The sequence below is a fragment of the Leptospira fletcheri genome, assembly GCF_004769195.1.
GTDB classification, from domain to species: domain Bacteria; phylum Spirochaetota; class Leptospiria; order Leptospirales; family Leptospiraceae; genus Leptospira_B; species Leptospira_B fletcheri.
Map to the genome: position 1 here is coordinate 305,812 of NZ_RQET01000001.1, position 20,804 is coordinate 326,615.

Below are 20,804 nucleotides of genomic sequence, written 5' to 3' on the forward strand. Positions count from 1 at the left end.
AGCCATCCGGATTTCAGTATCCATCAAAAATTCGTTATGTCAATATGCCGGAAGAAAGAAAACTAGGAAACGTGGTCGACTTTCATCATAAAATCGTCTAAGTTTATAATTCAGGAAGCGCAAATATAGGAAGCAGCTCTCTATTTTTTCCCGCCTAACAGACGACTTCGTATACTTGGCTGGACTTGGACTTTCCCTTTACGGCGACTTTTCCGAGTCTTTTGAATCTGAACTTTCTTTTGTTACGGATCTTTTTATAAGTGCTTTCGCTCAATAGAAGATTCGTATGGAATTGCTTGGTCAATCCTTCTATTCTGGAGGCCAAGTTGACTGCATCCGAAATAACGGTACCATCCATCCGTTGGTCCTCTCCGATCGTTCCGAGCATCAGAGTTCCGGTATGAAGTCCGATTCCGATACGGATCGGTTCGAACTTTTTCTCCTTTCTGCTTCGATTCAGATCTTCCAGTTCCTGAAGCATCTCCGCCGCTGCCTGCAAGGCGTCGTCGGCGCTATGGGGAAACAGAGCCATAATACCGTCGCCTAGATACTTATCCACGAAACCGTTGTTCTTTCGGATGACGGGTCCCATCTTTCTCATGTACGAATTCAAAAAATCGAAATTGTCTTTCGGGCTCATCTTTTCTGAAAGATGCGTAAAATCGCGGATATCGGAAAAGAGGATGGTCATTTCCCTCTGGACTTGGTTTCCCAAACCGATTTCCGTTATGTTTTCCTTATTTAGAAATTTCAAAAATTCCAAAGGAACGAACCGACTGTAAGCCCTGTTCACTTCTAGAAGGTTATCGGACAATCGCTCTATGTACAGGAATGCCTGGGAAAACCTGAAGGAAAGCAGATACGACTGGGCGAATATGAACGCAAAGAGACCGAAAGGAAGATAATATCCTGTACTGACCAGCGCTTGGGAATACAGTATGTCGTTTATCGAACTCGCGGTCAGAGCCAACAGTCCTCCCAAGGCCATAGACGCACCTTCCGCTCCCCGATAGAACAGCCTGGCGAGTATAAAAATCAACCATCCGATATTCATGAGCATAAGTAGCTCGAACGGAATCATCGAATGGGAATAAATACTCGCTGGAGTGAGAATCACGAAAACTGACAAAAGAGAATAGAACCATTGCGTCGCTCTTCGGATCCTACTGGAGAATGCGCCGGGAAAAAGCGCATCCATATAATTCACGAAAAGAGGAACGGAAACGTATATGGATAAATATTCTATTTTGTTCCAAAACTCCCAAGGAATATCGGGAAATTTTCTGATCAAAAACCTTTCCCCGGTCACCAACAAACGCATGCCTATGGAAAAGCAGAACGCTCCGAAATATAGCCCGCTTAGATCCCTTCTCCTGAGCGAAAAAAGACCGAAATGATAAAACGCCATAATCATGATGCTTCCGAAAAGAAACATTTCGCTGTTGGCATGATCTTCTCGGAAAACTTGCATTTCGGATTCCGTTCCGAGTCGTATCGATTCCCAAAGTCCTCCCTTAAAGTGATGAAAGTTGGAAACCTCCACCGTAATGGTAAATTCGTTTTTTGGAAAGGAAAGGGAGTTGTATTGCGGAAGATACTGAGGCCTTGAGGAATTGGAATCGATTCCGACGACTCCGTTACGTGCGATTTTTTTTCCGTCCACAAAAACCGAAGCCGCAGTCCCCGCGTCCTGAAAACGTAGCATTAGTCTTTCCGCATCCTTTCCGAGCAAGACCTTCAAAGAATACGTACCGTAACCGTAGGCTTGGAAGGAATTCAATCCCTCTATATCCGAAATTTGGTTCCAGTTTCCCGGTACCACGGTCAAAATGGATCGTTCGGAATTCGTTTCGGAAGGACGGGAAAGAGTCAGTTCTTTCCACTGGAACTTCCACTCTCCATCCAACTTAACGATTCCGTCCTCGGAAAAATTCCACTCCCTTAAATCTAGAACTCCCTTCTCCGCTAGCGGAGAAATTTTGGAGGAAGCGGAGCCTGTACAAGCCGAAACGGAAAAAAGGAAGAACAGAGAAATTCCGGAAAATTTTCCGATTTTTAAAAATTGAACCGCTCTTAAAATCCAAAACAAAAGAATCGGATCGTAAGAAGAGCGCGTTGATTTTGACCGGCTTCTACCTTCGCCAAACATGAGATAAGAGGACGATAAAAAACGAAAAGAATCGACCGTTTTAACGGATCCTTTTTGCCGGAACCGCGATAAGATCCTTCCTCAATCTGCGAAGGATCCGGACCTCATCTCCTTCTCGGACGGAAAGATCGAATTACTATTCAATAATTGATAACTCAGATTTAAGAAAGCGCGCGCCTTATCGGAGGCTTGGCGACAAAAAGCCGGGTCTTTTTTGCAGAATTCCGTCGGACCCTGCGGCGCCGAAACCGAATATTCGGCTCCCCCTTTTCCGTCCGCATATTCCAGATGAAATAAATCCTTTTCGATCCATCCGAAAAGAGTCCCGTACGCGAAGTATGCGCTTTCCGTACGGTTTGAAGAGAATAAGTCCCGGCCCATCGAGGAAAAATACGCCGGTTTTCCTACGATCCCGAGAACGGTCGGAATGATATCCAATTGAGAAGCGAATGCATCGTTCCTTCCAGGCGAAATTCTGCCCGGAGCGTAAATCAGGAAGGGGATATTCCTGTCCTCGTAATAATTCAGATAACGGTGATGGGTATGATCCGCCACAAAGACAAAAACGGTGTTTTTGAAATACGGAAATTTTTTGGCCCTTTCTATGAATTGACCGATAGCCCAATCGGAGTAATGATACACGTTTAAATATTCGTAATCCCTAATAGACGAATCGAAAATGTCGAACCGCTTCTCGGGGGTCTTATAAGGATAGTGTGTGGTCAAAGTCAAGGCCACCCCAAAAAAAGGCTTGGAAGAAGAGCTGATTTTCTCGTGTAATAATTGCAGTACGTCCGCGTCGTCATAACCCCAAGCCCCTTTCTGAAAACGTCCGAGACTCCGGATCTCCGCCTCTCCGACGACAGTCTGGAACCCCCAATGAGGCATCAACACGGACTCGTTATCGAAGGTTAAGTCCCCTCCGGTTACGAAATAGGTTTCGTAACCCAAGTTCTTAAATATGGATCCGATGCCGGAAAAATTGCCGAGGACTTGGTGTGTACGAACCACGGTCAGCCCGGGGCGATCCGGTATGCCCGTCAAAACGGACATCATTCCGTTCGTAGTTCTTCCTCCCGAGGCGAAGAAATGCGTGAAGAATTTCCCTTCTCTGACCAATCGATTAAAATGAGGAGTCAGCTCCTTCCCTTCCACCATCCCGTCGGATATGGGTCGGATAAATTTACCGGTCCAACTTTCCAACAACACTAGTACGATGTTCGGAGGAGCGCCCTCGTTCGTTCCTTTTTGAAAACGCAGCAAAGGATATTTGTCGCTTACAAACTCAGCGTTCGGATATTCGATCTCCTCGCGTACGATCCGCACCGCGTCAGTTTTCTTCATCACCAGATTCGGATTCAAATTTTGACTTTTCAAATCTATAATGGATGTGTAGATCCCGTTTAAAGGAAGATCGTTCAAAAAAGGATTCGTAGAAGTCGCCGCATAAGCGGGACGAAGCGGAGTTTCCTGCACGCCTCCTCGGATAGCGATCACCAAAAATGCCACGATTAAGAACAAACGGAGAGACTCGTAGATCCAGTTGCCCTGTTCGGAATTTTTAGGCACCCTTCTCCAGAAAACGACGCCCGCAACGAGGAGAAAAACGACAGCAGAGCAAATCATGAAGGTCAGGAACCTAGGGCTTTCCGTAAGGGCGGACTTAAAAATCACCCAAAAGCTGTTTCCGAAGAATACGAAACCTTCGTAACCTAGGTGCTTATTTCCGTTTTCATAATAAATCAGATCCGCGCTCAAATGCCCGACCATCCAAAGCGTGATTAATATGGCGGAATATCCCCAAAACAATCGATAGAATCGGATCCGTCCCAGTACAGGTACCAACAATGGCACGGCAAAAAGAGCCAAAAGCATGGAAATCGTCGCCAGATCGAATCTAAGGCCGACCGCAGAAGCCAACAAAAACGCCCGCACTCCGACCCCGTCCAGACGGTAGGAGTAGATCCAAACGAACGCGATTTTATAAAGGAGTAGGATAATGTAGAAAAGGAGAAAATAGAATAATATTAATCTAATATTAAAGGACGTTTTTTTTTCCACAAAAGCAAAATCAACGAATCAGGTCACAAGGCAAGCGAATTTCAGGGGAAAGGAAAGGCTCCGTTCGGAATTTCCGTCTTCGAAAAGCCAAGTTTAAAACGAAGGTCTAAAAAGTCAGCCTGGAAAGTCGAATGATCCGCCCTCCAACGGGTCCACAAAACGAAAAAGAGCCCGGATCGTCCCCGACTCCGAGCTCTTTTTTGCGAATTCAGTCCTTCTTAAGACTTACTGTTTGGATTCTACACAATAGGTCTTCCAGAACATAATGCCCGTATGGTCGGCTTCCTTTGCCGACTTGCATTCCTCGATGGAATTATAACTGCCCAGCTGCACATTTCCTCTAGCCGAATATAGCCATAAAATCCAGAGGCTGGCAATTAAAATCTTCCTGCTCATCAGCTTCTCCCCCAATCTCCCCAAATATCTTCCAACTTTTCCACATTCCCCGTCAAGTACTTAGCGTATATCGTATATGACGAATTTATCTTTTATTTAAATACATGGGACTACAAAGTTTCGTCTGCCGACTTCACCTTTCCCCGATGTTCGATACGATAAAATCCGAACAGGGATTCTCCTCGCAAGCCTCGCGGAATTCTTCCGACTTTCATTTTCCGATCTAAAACTGGGAATCTTCGGCAGAAACGGTGTAGCTTTCTTCTCGATCGCCTTCCCCGAACTTCAAATTGCAGACCCTGTCCTGGAAATTCTGCCGATTTCCCTAAATACTAAAATTGATTCTAGAATATGATATTTCACCGATTTTCCGTCGAAATGGATCGAATACACACTACTAAAATTTCTCACTCACCTTCTCAATTTCTCGAAGCGGCACCGATTCCATCCCGTCACCAAGCCCCAACCTTGGAGAATGATCATAAACCCCTTTTAGACACAGAAACAAAATACCGAAAAACCGGAACAGTATCCTACAAGTTATTATAGAATTTCAGATTATTATAATTTTCTATTTCTAATCACTTATAACATAAATTTACACGGTACCCTTTTCTTGTTTCAAGTATAGAAAAAAGGAATGCAGCGAATTTTACCTTAAAGTCGCACGGGAATCAGGATGGCAAAGGAAAGCGGGAAGCACAGATAAAAATTTCGAAAAAACAAAAAAGCCCGCATGGTTGCGGGTTTATCTCGAATCTGTCCGGAGTCCCAACGATCTCGATAGACTGAGTTCGAATTCGATCAGCTCCGATCTAAAAGAAGTATTGCCGCTTCGTGGGAGCAATCATAAGCTTCTATTTCCACCACGAAATCGTCACCGGAATTCAGGTTCGTCAGAATTTCAAAACCGTTACTCCTAAGATCTCCGGAAACTAGCTGATTGATTTTCATATAAGAAACATCGGCTATACCGTATGTATATCCGAAGTCCGTACGGATGATGATCTTATTGTCCTTTTCGTTTAGTCCGGCGATCGTGCCCCTCATGATTTTTCCCTTCCCCTGCGAAATTCCGCACCTTTAGGATTAATATGACGAAAAAAATACGCTATTTTCCTTGACGTTCCGATTTTTTTGGAGATTTTTCTGAATCCCGATATGGAATCTTTTTTTCTAAATTTTTATTCCTTTGGATCATTATTAGCAGCGTTGTTTTCCGCTTACGCCGCTTTCTTTTTCCTCAGGATTAAGGATAGAAGTAAGGCCGCCCTAAACATCGGGTTGGCCACATGCATAACGATTCTGTATCACTCCGCTTATGCGGTCGGATTTTCCTCGTACGACGAATGGACGATTTATCATAGATGGTTCATGATTCCCGTTCCGTTGATCAGCCTGATCCACCTATTTCTATTCTTCTTCTATTTCCCCGAACCGAAAAGGGTGAAATTAGGGCTCGGGATTTTCTTTGCCCTCTACGCCGGAATCATCGTCATCACGGCCTTTTACGTCATCGTCTCCTTACAAGCCCCCAGGACCTTTGTTTTCGGAAGCCACCATTGGGATTTCCAAACACAACTTTTTTATAAAATCTTTTCCATCCTGGTCTTATTTTATATTCTTTGTCTGATCGCCGCCGGGATCTGGCGGGCCTATGCGGAAAAAGGAAAGCAAAGAAGGGCCGTGATCTATCTCCTTCTGACGTACTGCTTTTTAAGTATTTTTTCCGGGATTATGAACGCTCTGAGCAGGGACGGAACGGTATCACGAGCGGCTTACCAACAATGTGCCGACCTAACCTTGGTGGCGGGATATTTTCTGATGATCGTCCTATACGTGAATATCACGAAGGAAAGAACCACCATCCTGAGTCGCATCATAGGAATCGCGATGGCGACCTTCCTCTTGACGTTTCAATTGGTCGGATATGCGATCCTGAACGGCTACGATTCTTCTTTCGATACGATTCAAACTCACGTCACAAGATCTGCCGTTTTAAACGAAGAAAGACCGAAAGATCTACTATATCTCTTGTCTTTCGATCCGGAAAATTCCGAAATAAAAACGGAATACGGATCCAAAGATCCCAGGACCGGAAAAAGCGACGGGGAAGAATTAAGATTTTTATATTATACCAAAAAGCTGTTAAGCCTAGGAAATATGGATGCGAGACAAAGGCGGAAAAGATCCGAAAAGATCCTGGAAGAATCGCCGGATGCGTTCGGAATTTATAGGAGCGGCCTTTTGGAATTTCTGGAATCCAAAGGGGACGGAAAGGTTTCGGATCCGGATGTGGAACGTTTTTTCGGAGAGATAGAAAAGAGATTTTCAGTCATTCGAAATAAATTCTATAACGCACCGAATAAAAGCGACAATAGCCTAACCGACAAACTGTTCCGCTCGGAGGAGGTCGGCATTTCGGCCACGATGAAATCCCTTACGGAGAGATTCAGGAGCGGCGTTCGCGAGGGCATGAGCGGCGAGGAATTGAATCAGCTTTTCCTTTCCATCGCGATCCCGCTGAGAAAAGAGGAAGAACGCATATATAGGGGAGTCAGAACTTTTCGCCCGGGGGACCCTAAACCCAATTATTACGTTTCCTATATATACCAACATCCTAAAACGGGTAAGATCTACGAAGCCGGATTCGACTACAGAACCCTAAGGCAATTTCTCCACCCTCCTTCTTGGATACTGGCCGTTTCCCTTTTATCCATCTTTTTCGTCACCGCGATCGGATTCCGACTCTTCTTTGACGGCGCTCTCCTTACGCCTTTAAACGAAGTTGTGACCGGACTCAGGGAGGTAAATTCGGGGAATCTGGATTACAGGCTAACGCCGAGAGTCGAGGACGAAATCGGTTTCATAGCGAGGTCGTTTAACAGGATGACCAGATCTATCCAGGCTGCAAGGAAACGATTGGAACAGTACGCGGCCGAATTGGAAGATAAGGTCAAAGAGCGGACGAAAGAACTCGAGCTATCCTTGGAAGAGATCAAGGAACTCAAACAGCAGCAGGACGGGGATTACTTCCTTACTTCGCTTTTGATCCGACCGTTAGGGGAGAACAAGGCTGTTCAGGATAGGGTGAAAGTGGATTTTCTACTGGAACAGAAGAAAAAGTTCACTTTTAGAAACTACGAGGACGAGATCGGCGGCGATATGAATATCGCCAATCACATAGAGCTGAAACGAAGAACGTTTACGGTATTCTTAAACGCTGACGCCATGGGAAAATCCATGCAAGGAGCCGGAGGAGCTTTGGTTTTAGGTTCCGTCTTCGAGTCCATCATAGAGAGGACGAGACTGGTGGAATCGATGCGCAACCTTTCCCCCGAACATTGGCTGAAGGGCGCGTTTACGGAACTTCATAAAGTTTTCGAAAGTTTTGACGGTTCCATGCTTGTATCTCTGGTCATGGGCCTGATCGACGATCAGGCCGGAATTCTTTATTATATCAACGCGGAACACCCTTGGACAGTTCTATATAGGGACGGAATATCTTCGTTTATAGAAAACGAGTTATTATTTCGTAAATTAGGAACCACGGGACTGGAAGGCAGAATCTCGATCAAGACCTTTCAATTGGAACCCGGAGACGTGATGATAGCCGGATCAGACGGTAGGGACGATATACTGATCGGCATGGACGCGACAGGAGGACGGTTATTAAACGACGACGAGCACCTCTTTCTGAAAATCGTCGAAGAAGCCGACGGAGAATTGCCGGGTATTTACGACGGCATTCTTAAGAGAGGAAAACTTACCGACGATCTTTCTCTGATCCGACTCTCCTATCTGGAGCCGAACCGGATCTCTCCGGAAGAGGAAAGCGAGAAGCGGAAAATCCTGGAATTGCTTCGACGCGCAAAAGCGACTACGAACGAATCGGACATTTCCGAGGCGATCTCCTTCCTCCAGGAGGCGGAAACTCTGAACAGTCGGATTCCCGAGGTAAAAAGAAACTTCGTCCGTCTCCACCTCAAGCTGAAAAACTATCGTGAAGCCGCCAAATACGCGGAAGATTATCTCGATTTACGACCGATCGACAACGAAATCCTTTATATCGCCTCCTTTGCAGCGAGAAAAGCCGGGATGCTACGCAAAGCATTAGAATTCGGAGAACGCTTACGGTTAAGAGATCCGAACCATCTCAAAAATCTGATGAACCTTGCGCAGGTTTTCATCATCCTGAAAAAATTCGATCAAGCGGCGTCCGTTACGCAAGAAGCTTCCGTAATCTCCCCGGACAGCAACGCGATCCTGAAACTCAAGGACTTTCTGGGAAAATTGGCGGATAAACAGAGCGGCGAAGAACGGATGTAAACCGAATTCGAAAACGGGGACTCCGCCGCGGATCTCCTGATCCGCTTATCTTTCCTCCGAAGCGAACGCCAAAGAGTCTACCAAATCTCCGCGCGAGTTCCTGTCGGCATTTCTTCCGTCTGCCCTTCCCTTCGCGACGGTTTCGAAAGTCGTTTCATAATCCTCGAAATTCGTCTTCATCACTCTGTCCCAAAAATTAAAATAAAGACTGTAATTCCCGTGAAAACGTTGGTGGTGCATGTTGTGGTGGGTGGAAGTATTGATCCATTTCAAAATAGGATGCTTTGCCCAACCTCTGGGAAAAAGTTCGTAACCGGTGTGCCACCAGATATTCATCACCATAGCGTAAAAGGTATGCGCCAAAAAGAAGCCGAAATGGAAAGGAACGACGCAGATAAAAGGAACCACGTAGAAAGCTTCCAAAAAAGCCTCGATCCAATGAAAATTATATGCTGCGAAAGGGGAAGGATTTACGGATTTATGATGGAGAGAATGGACAAGCGGATAGACTTTCCTATGGTGCATCAATCTGTGGAACCAATAGAACCAAGTCTCGTGCCAAACCGTAATCAAGAAAAGGCTGAAAAATCCGTAAGCCCATCCGCCGTGCTCGGACAGATTGAAATAAATCTTACGATTCAAAATTCCGAGGCCCGACAGGACGTAAACGGAAATCGCGATCCCGCTGAACATGAATAAGGTCACTGCGGATTGCTTGATTTCGGACCAAATCTTGTCCGACTTAGGAAAAGACTGTTGGATTCTGAATTTTTGGAAAGATCCCTTTTTCCAGATCCAAAAAACGAGAAAAACCAGAGCCGCTAGAGGATAATAGCGCAGAAAATTCATGCTGAGTTGGAAAAGCGCGAACGACTCCACGCATTCAAGGCTAAATTGGCAAGACGGCATCGATATATCTCCTAAATCGTCTCCATATTAGATTAAGAGATCGTTTTTTGCGACCGGTCCGATCGGAACGGGTGGAAAAAAGGGTCCGATCCGATCCCTCCGGACCTATTTTTTAGATTTTCGAAGGCTCCTCTTTCTATAAGCGGACGGAGTCAGGCCTGTTTCCTTCCGAAAGACTTCGTTAAAAGTGGACTTGGATCTGAACCCCGAGGAATAAGCGATCGCCAAAAGAGTTTCCTCGGGTTGGGTCCGGATCCTTTGTTTCGCATCTTCGACCCGATATTCGTTTAATATTTGGAAGAAGCTTTTCCCTTCTCCTGTATTCAGGTATTCGGATAACTGGTGCGGAGTCAGATTCAACCGTCCTGCCAAAAGAGTCAGAGTCAGTTCGTCCTCACGATAGATTTTTTCCGTCTCGAACAGGTTCCGTAAGTTCTCCCGTATCTCGTTCAGGTTCAGCTTCGCGAGTTGGGATGCTTTGGCCCGCTTTTCCTCTTCAACTACCTTTCGAACTTCCAGAAAGAATTCCGGATATCTCTGCCGGTAAACATAAATGAAGAGCAGAAACAAGCCGATCCAAGTTCCTATTTTTCCCAAAGGATCGGGCCTACCCGTCAGCACCGAAAATGCGCCGAGAAAGGTACTCAAAATCGCAAAACCCGAAAAAAGGAGAATGGTCATCAGATTGATTTCTGTTCGAATCACGGAAACTCGAACCGTTCGGAAAAGGCGTATCAAAAAAGAAAGCAGAAAGAAGAGCAGGATGCACATCGTAAAGAGCACCGGCCCTTTGACGCTCCAGTCGGAGCCCTGATCGAAAACCCTAAGAAGTAATTCCCTCTTCCTGTCCCCATCCTGAAAATAAAACGGGACCAGCCAAAGCCCGATCCCGACGGCGGGAAGGATTTTCAGAACGAACCGCCCCGGCTTCTCCGCAGGATTTCCCCATGCCAGAAGAAGATACCTTTCCAGCAACGCGCCCAGCAAAGCGGAACAAGGTAAATGAGTTAAAAATAAATAAGGAAAATGTAAAATATTGTGCGAAGAAACCAGATACGCGTGAAATAGAAAATAGGAGAGGAGCAGAAAAATTCCGAACAATACGATCCTTCTATTCCCTCTCGAAAATGCGAATACCTCCCCCATCGCATACAACAAGGCGAGAAGCGAGGAGAAAAGAAGGAAAAACGATAGAAACGAATCCGCCACCCTTTAACGATCCTCGATAATAGACCTATCCTCGGTTACAGCAGATTTGGACGGCGTCCATCAATTGTTTCGCGTCCCACGGCTTCGAAAAAACGGCATAGGTCCCGGCCTCGCTTTTGACTCGACGAGCCGCAGTTTCATCCACATGTCCGGTGATCAAGATCGAGCGAATCTCGGGATATTTTGCATGGATCAATATCAGGAACTCGTCCCCTTTCAGACCTGGCATCAGCCAGTCCGATAGGATCAGGATGACGTTGATTCCGGTATTTACAAGTTCGTCCACTACTTCCAACGCTTCTTTAGCGTTCAACGCCGTTTCGTATTGGTATTCGTCCCCAAATCGTTTTCGTAATTCCTGCTTGAGAGTGATCAAAATGATCGGTTCGTCATCTACACATAAAATCGCGCTTCTTTGGGCCGTCACCATTCAATATCTCCTCTAAATAGCCGTCGCGGATTTGAGCCAGACGCTGAATCTGGTTCTCCCCGGCACGCTCTCGAATTCTATCTTTCCACCCATTTTCTCTATAATTTTTTTACAAATATCCAATCCAAGGCCGATGCCTTCCCCGTGCCTTTTCGTGGTAAAGAAGGGATCGAAAATTTTTCCTTGGATCTCCTTCGGGATCCCTTCGCCCGAATCGATAAACGACGTGATAATCCAAGGATTTTCCTCTCGAATTTCGATTTCCAGTCTGCCCTTATAGTTCATGGACTGCAAACCATTATTCAAAAGATTGATCCATACCTGGTTCAATTTATCCGCGTCTCCGATGCATTCTTCTTCGGTCGCGAAATTTTTTACGATCTCGACTCCGGATTTAATCTTACTATGGTATAGAGTGAGTACGGTTTCTATTTCACTTCTGACGTCTACCGGTAAAAGTCCCCCCATGGTTTCCAGAGGCAACGCACCGGGGTTCAGATAATTCTTCAGCGCCAGCACCACATGTGAAGCTTTACCCGTAGCGATCTTTATGACTTGGCTTAAGCGGACGATCGTAGAGAGAGTGGAAACCGCCGATAAGATCGGAACGACCTTATCCGTCTTGACGAGATCAAGAAGCGTTTTTTCTCCGATTCTGTACAATCCCGCATCCAGAATCAGATTCGTTATGGTTTCCGCATCCTTTATCCTCGCTTCGTTTAACGATTGCAGAAGATCTTTTCGGATGGCTCGATCCGGAATTTCCTGGGATTGAGACGCGTCTTTTAGACTTTCTTCGAACAGAACCCTGAATATCTCCAGATCCTCCCCGCCCAAATCGGAAAAGACGCCGGGAAGTTTTTTAAGATCGTTCTGTAAAATCTCTAAAATGGCGCGGTTCGAAGACACGATCGCTCCAAGCGGAGTATTCAATTCGTGCGTCATACCTGCGGCGAGTTGTCCAAGTGCAGCTAGTTTTTCCGATAAGAGAAGTTGCTCCTGCGCATCCTTCAATTCACGCATTAACTTTTCTAGATTCTCGACGGCATCGACCAAATTCGCGTTCGATTTCTGCAGTTCCTGCGTTCGCTGATCGATCTTTTTTTCGAGGTTCGCGTTCAAGTCCAGGATGGTTTCTTCCGCCTGTTTATTTTTAGTCACGTCGACCATGACCCCGCGGAGATACTTCGGCTCCTCTTTTTCGTAAATCACTTTGACCAAGTTTTTCAACCAGGTCACTTTTTCGTTTTTCCCGACGAACCTGTATTCGAATTCGAAAGATTCCGATTTTCCGATCGATTCCTTGCAGAGACCGATCACCCTTTCTCGGTCTTCGGGATGGATTCTGGAAATCCAGAAACCCGGTTTCGTCCACTCTTCCACCGCAAAACCTAAGGAATCCGCCTGGCTACTTACGAAAATAAAATCCAAGTCCGTAGCGGAGGCCTCCCACACGATCCCGGGAGTCGTTTCGACCAAATCTCTGAAACGCTCTTCGCTCGATTTGGTACGGAAGATCAATTCTTGGAGTTGCTCAGCCATACGATTGAAGGAAGAGGAAAGGGAACCGACTTCTTCCAGACGACTCGTAGGTACCCTGCGGGAAAATTCTCCTCGCGCCAACGCTTCCGTCGCGCTCGAAATGCGAGCGATCGGAGTGCTTACGATCCCGGAAAGAAAGGCGGCAACTAACAAGGAAAGAAGAAGTCCGATCGCAAAAACCATAGCAGATTGGCTGTTACCCGTTCTGACTCCGGCCAAATAATAGGATTCAGGCAATGCGGTAACGACGATCCAATCCTGCCGATTCTCTCCGTCCGTGTAAGGAGTGGCTTGGGCCAGCCAGGTCTCCCTGGACAAAGGCCTTGCGGTAATCACATCGAAATAAAACTGCGTGGAAGTTCTTAATCGATGAAGGTCCCCCAATCTCTTTTCCAAAGACTGTACCGAATTGGCGATCACCAGATCTTCCGATGCGGTCGCGGCGAAATTTTTTTCTGACTCGGAAGGAGTCGTCTGCGGCTTAAGAGAAGAAGAAACCAAGTTGGAATTTCTATCTAGAATATACGCGCGTCCTTGTCGAGCGATCCCCGAATTTTGAAGGAGTGCGGAGATCTCCTTCGCGGGAGGATCGTCCGTCACGAACCTTTTTTCCAAAAAATCATCCAGCTGAAGATTGATATTTTCCGAAATCTCCTGGTGAAGTCGTAGCGCTAATTTGTTCGCCGACTCTTCCGAACTTTTAAGAGTCAGATAGGCGGTCATTCCCACCATAACCAAAACCAGGACGATAAAAGGAGAAGCGATCAGCATTCTGATAGGCAAACCGCCGTTACTTCTAATCTCTCCTTCTTTCCGCTCCGTCCGACCGCTTTCCCAAATCCGGATTTTTCCATCCAGGGAGATCTCCCTGACATGCCCGGGGATTTCCGCCCAATACAGGGAATACTTTCTTGCCAAAGGTAGAAAGACCAACATGCCGAAGGGAGCGAAAACCCAGGTCACTGAGGTCGTAAAGAAAAGCGCCGGTGAAATATTCCGATAGGAGATCTCGGGCGTGAACTTATCGGAGCATATGTATCCCCAAAGCTGAGGCTCGATCGTCATGAAAATAAGCACGAAACTGAGATACCACCCCCAAGTTCGCAGGCTTTTAAAATCGGGATTCTTTCCGATGAATTGGTACGCTACCCAAAAACAGGAAGGATTGATAAAATAACCCAGGATCCAATCCGCTAGAAACTCCGGTGGAACTCCCTCGATCAGATCGGAAAGGCCGTAAGCGAAGGGAACAACGACCAACGCAGGGTATCCGAAAAGGACGATGCACAAAAAAACGGAAAGATCCTTTACGGATTCGAAGGTCTGGGCGCCGGGAACGAGTACGATCAAAGAGCCTAGATACCCCGTAACGAATACGCTCACGAACGTCAGGCCCATGCTATACAATGCCTGAGAATCCCAGATCTGTCTTTCTCTGGCGATCCCCCATTTACCGTTCGGACGAAATGTCAGTCCTCCGTAAGCGCAGAGCATCAATAAAACTCCGACGAGATAGCCGAAACGCCCCCAAACCTCGAGTAACGGAAGAGGCAGAAAACCGAAAACTCCTTCCAACCATTTTAGGAAAAGGTTCATAACGGAAGAATATTTCCTTTAACGGCAGTCGCTAAAATCGGGTAAAATCCGCAGAGGTTCATCTCGAAGTACCGAACCGATCCGTGATACAAAAGACCGAAAACAAAAGCCAGAATAAATCTTTGTTCAGATTTGGTCCGGAGAACTTTCTACTGCCATGGATCTTATCTCTTTATAGAAGGAGAGGGAATTCCGAGCCAATGCTAATTCCGATTTTGCGTTTGCGAGTTCCCACTTTAGTGCGCGTACTTCCGATTTCAAAAGTCCGGTTTCGGAGACGAGTTCTTTCGTTCTATTCCGAAGGCGGAGCGTTTCCGTTTTTTGAACTTTGACTTTGACGAGGAGTTTCCAGATAAAAATCACGTTCTTTATCGATCTGGAAATCTTAAGCGATTCGGAGAATTGGGAATTTTTTTCCTTCATGACCAAAGACTTCCGCAATCCTCTCAAACGATAGGACTCCCCTGTCGTCTGCTCGAAATAGCGAAGGTTAAACCAATTAGGAGCGCTCATGTTCGTTTAATAAAAATCAGAAACGTAAGGCGGGTTCAAAACCGAGATCGAAAAGTCCTACGAGGACGGAACGAACCGCTTGACCTATTTAGCAAATCTTAAAATATAAGCCGTGGCTATACTGCCTCTGTGCGGGATTCTGCATTCGTAAAAGAAGACCACACCGGATACGTCCTGAAAACTTTCGGCTACATTGTAGCGTTTTTCAATAATAAAAAGGTTCAGTAGATAAAAAAGTTTTGAAGACTCCCGCGGAACGATTTCAGTATATTTTAAACAATTTCGACGGTACTCAGGAAGAATTCGGAAGAACGATTCGTAAATCCAGACAACTGATCGGTGCGTATGCTGCCGGTAAGCGGACGATTCCGGAGGCAACTGCCCTCGTAATCGAACTGGTTCACGGATACAGTAAGGAATGGTTGTTAAGCGGAGTCGGTATAGAAAAAGCCGACGTTTTGAACAATCCGATAAAAGCGCTGCATCAAAAAGATTCTGACAGAAGGTTGATTCAAAAAATCAACGCAAAGGAAGGGATCATCGAGGTGGTCGAAGACCTCATGCAACTTTCATCGAACGACTTGGAGACCATCCACCGGGCAATCAAAAGCCTGATCAAACCGACCAACCAATAAGATCTATTTGAAATGTTTGCCGAAGATCTTCACAAGGATATCGGCGCGCTCCCGGTAAGGCAAATCCATCGCCTCTCCCAAACGATAATCGTGAGCGATCATACTCATCGTTAAGCGTCTCTTTCTCGCATGATCCTGCACTTCGTAATCCGCAGGATCGGTCAATTTGTAAAAGAAACCGTAAATCGGCTTGGTCAAGCGGACGAAATGAGGTAATTCCGGCTCGTATACGGAAAAAGTTCTCAGCTTGAAAGCGTTGCAATTTACGATCGCTACGGTCCAAATGAAGATCCCTAAGATGGAGCCGATCGCAGCCTGTTCCCCCGAAAAAATCCCGTAACGAGTCGGATTGATCCAGATGTACCAACCTACGGCAAGAATGGGAGGGAGAAGGCCGAGTAGGAGAAGAACGGAACTCGCTCTCGTCTTTCCCCGAGAATGAATCGCGTTCCTTCCGAATTTGTAAATAGCAATCACGAATAATAACAGAGAATGCAACAGAATGCCTGGATACACAAAAGTACCGGTAAACCTTACTGATTCCCCCGGGTTGGATATTAAAGTCAGCACGTTCAATCTCAGACTTTCTTCCAGAAAAAAAGAAATCAGAACGAGATGAGGTGCCAGCCACTTCCAATTCGGCTTATAGGACTTCGAGTTATAGGATAGGGAAATGAGATAGATCAAAAAAGGCGCGGGTATACTTGCGGCTAATCCCAAATTGATAAGCGCATTCAACCAGGAATAAGGAACCACTTCTCTCAGGATAAAGGAGGAGAACCAAAACCCCATAAACGTAGTCATCATTCCGAACTGGATCTGCACGGCCCTCCTCGGAGTCGGAATCAGAATCAAAGCTCCGAAAGCTACGAAGAAAAGGGCCGCACACAAATTCAATGCGACGACATTATCCGATGCAATAATTGACATGCTTGAGCCTTATTTAAATTAATAAAAGAGGCAATTTCAAGCAAACTTTTTTTAGGAATTTCTATCGTTTTAAATAGTACTAATTCCCCGTTGCAAAGAAAATTCGGAAAGTAAATCGGTCCCGGGTATTCGACACAATGTATCGCACCGGATGCAAGATACACTCTCTCGATCCCTTTGCGAAAAGGACTGTACATTCCGAAAACCCTGGAATAATTGCGCTTAACGCAATAATCGGCGACGCATCCGCAATTCAGAAAAGCCGCATACGATCCTCTAGGTGTTCTTAAAAAAGCGACGGAATTCCAGTCGGCAACGTTTCTATCCAGCACTGCGTATCTACGAGGTTCGGATCCGTGGATGACTCCGATCTCTAGAGGAATCAGATTATTGGGGCGCTTTTCGACGACTCGCATAACGGAAAAAATTTCTTCCCCCTTCATCATCGCGAACCAGACGGACCAAGGATCTAGATCGAACGTGCGCCATTCCGAATCCTGGTTGCCCACTTCTTCGTTTGCCTTCTTTAAAAATTCCTTAATTCTCGAAATCAAAGGTGCGCCTGACCAGGCATTCACTTTCCAACATTCCAGGGATTCGTTTTTCCAATACATCGAAACCCCGGCTGGAGATTCTTCTCTTTCTATTTCTTGCGATATAAACATATTTTCCTCCAAAAGGGATATTAAACCCCAGTGCAATTATGGCAGGAGCATGTCGGTTTGAAAAGAGTAAGATTTGGTTTCCGGATCGGTGCGGGACGAAATTCCTCTGCTCGAAAAGCGGGAAATTCCGCGCCTAGGAAACCGCCCTAACGGGGAATTATGACGTTTTCACTTCCCGATCCGAACGGGTTCTCGGTTGTTCGGAATCCCCATTCGTTTCAATACGAAGGATCGGTTAACAATCTATGTTTCACGACTTTTCTTGATTCGAACTTTTTATTGGAAAAAAATTGCAAAGAAAATCCGTCCCAGATAAATTTGGATCCCATTTTTATCCGTCTTAATCTATGATACATCACACTAATTTCTGGAAGGAAAACTAGAATGAGCAGAACCTTATTCAATTCCATTCTCGCAGTGGCCCTCTCGGTCGTTGCAGGAATCGGATGCCATAAATCCACCGGTAGCAGCAACAACGCCGGAACGCTTTTGGCCATGATCGCGGAACAAAGCCAGATCGGAAATGCGGTCGGCACCGGTATGAATTCGGTCACCAATGCCACATCCGGATCTACGGACGGAAGCGGGACCGGAGTAGCTTTATTTTCCCCGATCGGCCCAGTACAGGCCGTGGCGCAAAACAAGAAGGATTATTCGTCCTACTTGGCGAGATTGTTCTCCAGTCCCTTGGAAGCGACGGTATACACGCTGAATTGTCCGAAAGGCGGAACTGCGACACGTACTCCGCAAAGCTCCGATTTGACCACTGCGGCAACGGTCAACGTGGTATGGACATACTCCAATTGCGCTTTCGGCCCCGGCATCAGCATGAACGGAACCTTGGAAAACGATTGGACCGGACTCGCCGCGACCGCAACTCCTGTCCAAAGCGGTACGGTATTGAACGTCGCCTCTTCCGTCACTCTCTCGGACTCCGCATTGGGAGCATCCTTAACCGAATCCGCAAGTACGAATTCTCTCGGAACGGGAATTGTAAACCCCCAAATCAACGTGGCACATGTGCTTACGTTTTCGAGCGCGACTGCCTATACGATCAATACCAATATTACCAGATCCGGAACGATTTTCGGAAAGGTGATTTTCTCCCATACGGTGACCACACCTACTCCTCTGAATTTGACGTTCAACAAAGCCGGAGGAACGAGAACGGTCAATTCCGGCGTCCAAACGATCAAACACAATTTGGCGAACTTTACCGTCTCGCTCACGTATTCCAGCGTGGTTTATTCGTACACCACCTGCCAACCGACCAGCGGTTCGATCAGCTTTACGGTCAGCGGGAACAGAAACGGTTCGGGCACCGTTTCGTTTAACAACGGAGTGGCGACATATACGTATACCCCGACCACTGCTTCAAGCGGTGACAAGAGCGAATCCGGAACGGTCAGCGTACGCGGATGTAGCATGAATTAAGATCTTCTTAGGTCTGCGAGAATTCCTTTTTTCTCGCGGACCTCCCTTTCCAAAAAAGAAAAATCAATCCGTCATGCTTTGAAAAAGAAATAAGATCCCGGAAATTTTATTTTCCTGCAGAATCGTCTTCGTGACGCAATCCACCCATTTTCTCTTTCCCTGTCTATTTACAAGAATCACGTTTTTGAAATAGATACGCGAGCCGTTACCGGATAAAAGTGAGGAAATCGGATCCAGACTGATATCCTTTTCCACGGTCGATACCAGTTGAAAAAGTTCCCGGACGTTTCTCCCTTTCCCTTCCAAACTCGTCCAACCGGTCAGTTTTTCCGAATACGGATTCATAAACGTTACGTTTCCCTCTAGATCCGTGGCGATGAGTCCTTCCGGAATACTGTCCAGAATGGAAGATAACATACTTTGCTGCCGCTTTAACTCCTGGTCCATGGAATGTTTGTAAAGAGCCATCTCTATGGCGATATGCAATTCCCTAGTCTGAAACGGTTTCAGAATATATCCGTAAGGTTCCGTCGCCTTGGACCGAATCACGGAATAATCGTCAGCGTAGGCGGTAAGATAGATTAACGGAACGTCGATCTCGGAACGGATTTCCGCAGCGGCTTCGATCCCGTCGATGACGCTGTTGGACAGCATGATATCGAAAATCATGATGTCCGGTCGAACCTCCTTCGCGATCCGTACGGCTTCCGCTCCTTTCGTGGCGATAATCGGAGGTTTGTATCCGATATTCATGAGCCTATGCTTTAGATCTCTTGCGACGATATTCTCGTCTTCGACGATCAGAATCTGCGGCCACTTTTTCATTCTACGGCTTTCCCTTTGTCCCTGAATTCCAATCTGAATTTGGTTCCGCCTTCCCGATCCAAAGTCAAAGTGCCTTCTATCTGCTCAGCAAGAGCGTTCACGAGCTGCAGTCCGAGCGAATCCGTTTTTTTGAAATCTACATCCTGGGGAAAACCGACTCCGTCGTCGGCTACGGTCATTATATAAGATTCGTTTTCCAACGCTTTCATTTGAATGGACACTTTACCGGAATCTTGTTCCTTAAATCCGTATTTTAAGGAATTCGTAACGAGTTCCGTGACGATCAACCCGCAATGGATGGCGGAATCCAGACTTAAAAACACTTGATCCGCGTCGATCTCGAACGAGATTCTGGAATCGATCCGATACGTGCGGAGCAGATTGGAGACCAGGTTATTCAAATACTGGCGGAAATTCATCCTTGCCAGATCCTCGTTTTGATAAAGCAGTTCGTGGATGAGCGCGATGGATCTGATTCTGAACTGGGAGTCCTCGAAAATCTCGTAGGATTTCCGATCCGTAATATAATTCCCTTGCAGACTCAAAATGCTGGAAACTACTTGCAGATTATTTTTTACCCTATGATGGATTTCCCGCAATAGTATCTCCTTTTCTCGTAGGGATACTTTCAGAGCGCTCTCGGCTCTCGTACGCTCCGCAATTTCCTTGACCAATTCCTCGTTTACCCGATGAAGTTCCCTCGTCCTTTCCTTGACTCTGAGTTCCAGTTGGTCCCGGCTCTGCCTCAGCATCTCCTCCTGATAGGCTAGCATTTTATTTTTCTTATATAATTCCACGAATACGGAAACTTTGGATCTTAGGATTTCCGGCGCGATCGGTTTGACCAAAAAATCCACCGCTCCTAAGGAATATCCTTTGAACATTCCCGTCTCACTGCCTCCGTAGGCGGTCAAAAAGATGATCGGAATATGCGCGCATTTCTCCCTCTGTCGGATCAAAGAAGCCACTTCGAAACCGTCCAGTCCGGGCATACGCACATCCATAAAGATCAGAGCAAAATCGTCCGGTTCCAATAGCGCCTTCAACGCCTCGACTCCGGACTGAGCCTTCACGATCCTTACTTCAAGATTTGCGAAAATGTGTTCTAAGATCCTGAGATTTTCGGGATTATCGTCCACCACCAGGATATCTACCTTGTGATTCGAATCCATAAAAAACGC

Annotated in this window: 16 protein-coding genes; 3 read left to right on the forward strand and 13 right to left on the reverse strand. The window is 46.3% G+C overall.

Features of this window, described 5'->3' with window-relative positions; genetic code table 11:
• Window positions 1-154: 154 nt before the first annotated feature.
• The 4 genes from EHO60_RS01385 to EHO60_RS01395 form a co-directional block, all read right to left on the reverse strand.
• Window positions 155-2,089 carry an adenylate/guanylate cyclase domain-containing protein gene (locus tag EHO60_RS01385; protein WP_246028087.1) on the reverse strand — a complete coding sequence of 645 codons (1,935 nt, stop codon included), beginning with the start codon at window positions 2,087-2,089 and terminating at the stop codon, window positions 155-157.
• Between the two features lie 141 nt (window positions 2,090-2,230).
• Window positions 2,231-4,210, reverse strand: a complete 1,980-nt coding sequence (locus tag EHO60_RS01390; protein WP_135766366.1) for an LTA synthase family protein — start codon at window positions 4,208-4,210, stop codon at window positions 2,231-2,233.
• A 225-nt stretch (window positions 4,211-4,435) separates the two neighbouring features.
• On the reverse strand, window positions 4,436-4,606 hold the full coding sequence (locus EHO60_RS17060; RefSeq protein WP_167880121.1) for a hypothetical protein: 171 nt from the start codon (window positions 4,604-4,606) through the stop codon (window positions 4,436-4,438).
• 804 nt (window positions 4,607-5,410) lie between these two features.
• On the reverse strand, window positions 5,411-5,656 hold the full coding sequence (locus tag EHO60_RS01395) for a hypothetical protein (RefSeq protein ID WP_135766367.1): 246 nt from the start codon (window positions 5,654-5,656) through the stop codon (window positions 5,411-5,413).
• Between the two features lie 111 nt (window positions 5,657-5,767).
• Here EHO60_RS01395 and EHO60_RS01400 point away from each other — a divergent pair, with 111 nt between their 5' ends.
• Window positions 5,768-8,935: a SpoIIE family protein phosphatase gene (locus EHO60_RS01400; RefSeq protein ID WP_135766368.1), complete on the forward strand. Its 3,168-nt coding sequence runs from the start codon at window positions 5,768-5,770 to the stop codon at window positions 8,933-8,935.
• 45 nt (window positions 8,936-8,980) lie between these two features.
• On the opposite strand, the gene EHO60_RS01405 is transcribed toward EHO60_RS01400, so the two are convergent.
• From EHO60_RS01405 to EHO60_RS01425, 5 genes are all read right to left on the reverse strand, one after another.
• Complete coding sequence (locus EHO60_RS01405) at window positions 8,981-9,844, reverse strand: sterol desaturase family protein (RefSeq protein ID WP_135766369.1); 864 nt, start codon at window positions 9,842-9,844, stop codon at window positions 8,981-8,983.
• Window positions 9,845-9,949: 105 nt separating this feature from the next.
• On the reverse strand, window positions 9,950-11,053 hold the full coding sequence (locus EHO60_RS01410) for a helix-turn-helix domain-containing protein (RefSeq protein ID WP_210409302.1): 1,104 nt from the start codon (window positions 11,051-11,053) through the stop codon (window positions 9,950-9,952).
• 25 nt (window positions 11,054-11,078) lie between these two features.
• The gene (locus EHO60_RS01415) at window positions 11,079-11,483 is read right to left on the reverse strand and encodes a response regulator (protein WP_135766370.1); all 405 of its coding nucleotides are present in this window, start codon (window positions 11,481-11,483) and stop codon (window positions 11,079-11,081) included.
• A 12-nt stretch (window positions 11,484-11,495) separates the two neighbouring features.
• Window positions 11,496-14,621 carry an ATP-binding protein gene (locus EHO60_RS01420; protein ID WP_135766371.1) on the reverse strand — a complete coding sequence of 1,042 codons (3,126 nt, stop codon included), beginning with the start codon at window positions 14,619-14,621 and terminating at the stop codon, window positions 11,496-11,498.
• 126 nt (window positions 14,622-14,747) lie between these two features.
• Window positions 14,748-15,134, reverse strand: coding sequence for a hypothetical protein (locus EHO60_RS01425; RefSeq protein WP_135766372.1), 387 nt, complete (start codon window positions 15,132-15,134; stop codon window positions 14,748-14,750).
• Window positions 15,135-15,373: 239 nt separating this feature from the next.
• Here EHO60_RS01425 and EHO60_RS01430 point away from each other — a divergent pair, with 239 nt between their 5' ends.
• A complete protein-coding gene (locus EHO60_RS01430; protein ID WP_135766373.1) occupies window positions 15,374-15,769 on the forward strand; it encodes a hypothetical protein in 396 nt (131 codons plus the stop codon).
• Window positions 15,770-15,772: 3 nt separating this feature from the next.
• Here EHO60_RS01430 and EHO60_RS01435 read toward each other — a convergent pair whose 3' ends face one another.
• Together EHO60_RS01435 and EHO60_RS01440 are read right to left on the reverse strand one after the other, a co-directional pair.
• A complete protein-coding gene (locus EHO60_RS01435; protein WP_135766374.1) occupies window positions 15,773-16,699 on the reverse strand; it encodes an LIC10906 family membrane protein in 927 nt (308 codons plus the stop codon).
• Entirely contained in the window at window positions 16,663-17,364 is a 702-nt protein-coding gene (locus EHO60_RS01440; protein WP_135766375.1) for an LBL_2463 family protein, read from the reverse strand. The genes EHO60_RS01435 and EHO60_RS01440 overlap by 37 nt, the downstream gene beginning before the upstream one ends.
• 384 nt (window positions 17,365-17,748) lie before the next feature.
• Between EHO60_RS01440 and EHO60_RS01445 the strand changes: the two genes are divergently transcribed.
• Window positions 17,749-18,798, forward strand: coding sequence for a hypothetical protein (locus EHO60_RS01445; RefSeq protein ID WP_135766376.1), 1,050 nt, complete (start codon window positions 17,749-17,751; stop codon window positions 18,796-18,798).
• Window positions 18,799-18,861: 63 nt separating this feature from the next.
• Here the strand turns inward: EHO60_RS01445 and EHO60_RS01450 are convergent, their stop codons facing one another.
• Window positions 18,862-19,623, reverse strand: coding sequence for an ATP-binding response regulator (locus tag EHO60_RS01450; protein ID WP_135766377.1), 762 nt, complete (start codon window positions 19,621-19,623; stop codon window positions 18,862-18,864).
• Window positions 19,620-20,795 (reverse strand): histidine kinase dimerization/phosphoacceptor domain -containing protein, encoded by a 1,176-nt coding sequence (locus EHO60_RS01455; protein ID WP_135766378.1) that lies wholly within the window; start codon window positions 20,793-20,795, stop codon window positions 19,620-19,622. The genes EHO60_RS01450 and EHO60_RS01455 overlap by 4 nt, the downstream gene beginning before the upstream one ends.
• Between the last annotated feature and the right edge of the window lie 9 nt (window positions 20,796-20,804).

Bases quoted from the DNA above. Each gene is read 5' to 3' on its own strand.
- EHO60_RS17060 (WP_167880121.1), bottom strand. From the start codon at position 4,606: ATGAGCAGGAAGATTTTAATTGCCAGCCTCTGGATTTTATGGCTATAT.
- EHO60_RS01395 (WP_135766367.1), bottom strand. From the start codon at position 5,656: ATGAGGGGCACGATCGCCGGACTAAACGAAAAGGACAATAAGATCATC.
- EHO60_RS01400 (WP_135766368.1), top strand. From the start codon at position 5,768: ATGGAATCTTTTTTTCTAAATTTTTATTCCTTTGGATCATTATTAGCA.
- EHO60_RS01405 (WP_135766369.1), bottom strand. From the start codon at position 9,844: ATGCCGTCTTGCCAATTTAGCCTTGAATGCGTGGAGTCGTTCGCGCTT.
- EHO60_RS01415 (WP_135766370.1), bottom strand. From the start codon at position 11,483: ATGGTGACGGCCCAAAGAAGCGCGATTTTATGTGTAGATGACGAACCG.
- EHO60_RS01420 (WP_135766371.1), bottom strand. From the start codon at position 14,621: ATGAACCTTTTCCTAAAATGGTTGGAAGGAGTTTTCGGTTTTCTGCCT.
- EHO60_RS01425 (WP_135766372.1), bottom strand. From the start codon at position 15,134: ATGAGCGCTCCTAATTGGTTTAACCTTCGCTATTTCGAGCAGACGACA.
- EHO60_RS01435 (WP_135766374.1), bottom strand. From the start codon at position 16,699: ATGTCAATTATTGCATCGGATAATGTCGTCGCATTGAATTTGTGTGCG.
- EHO60_RS01440 (WP_135766375.1), bottom strand. From the start codon at position 17,364: ATGTTTATATCGCAAGAAATAGAAAGAGAAGAATCTCCAGCCGGGGTT.
- EHO60_RS01445 (WP_135766376.1), top strand. From the start codon at position 17,749: ATGAGCAGAACCTTATTCAATTCCATTCTCGCAGTGGCCCTCTCGGTC.
- EHO60_RS01450 (WP_135766377.1), bottom strand. From the start codon at position 19,623: ATGAAAAAGTGGCCGCAGATTCTGATCGTCGAAGACGAGAATATCGTC.
- EHO60_RS01455 (WP_135766378.1), bottom strand. From the start codon at position 20,795: ATGGATTCGAATCACAAGGTAGATATCCTGGTGGTGGACGATAATCCC.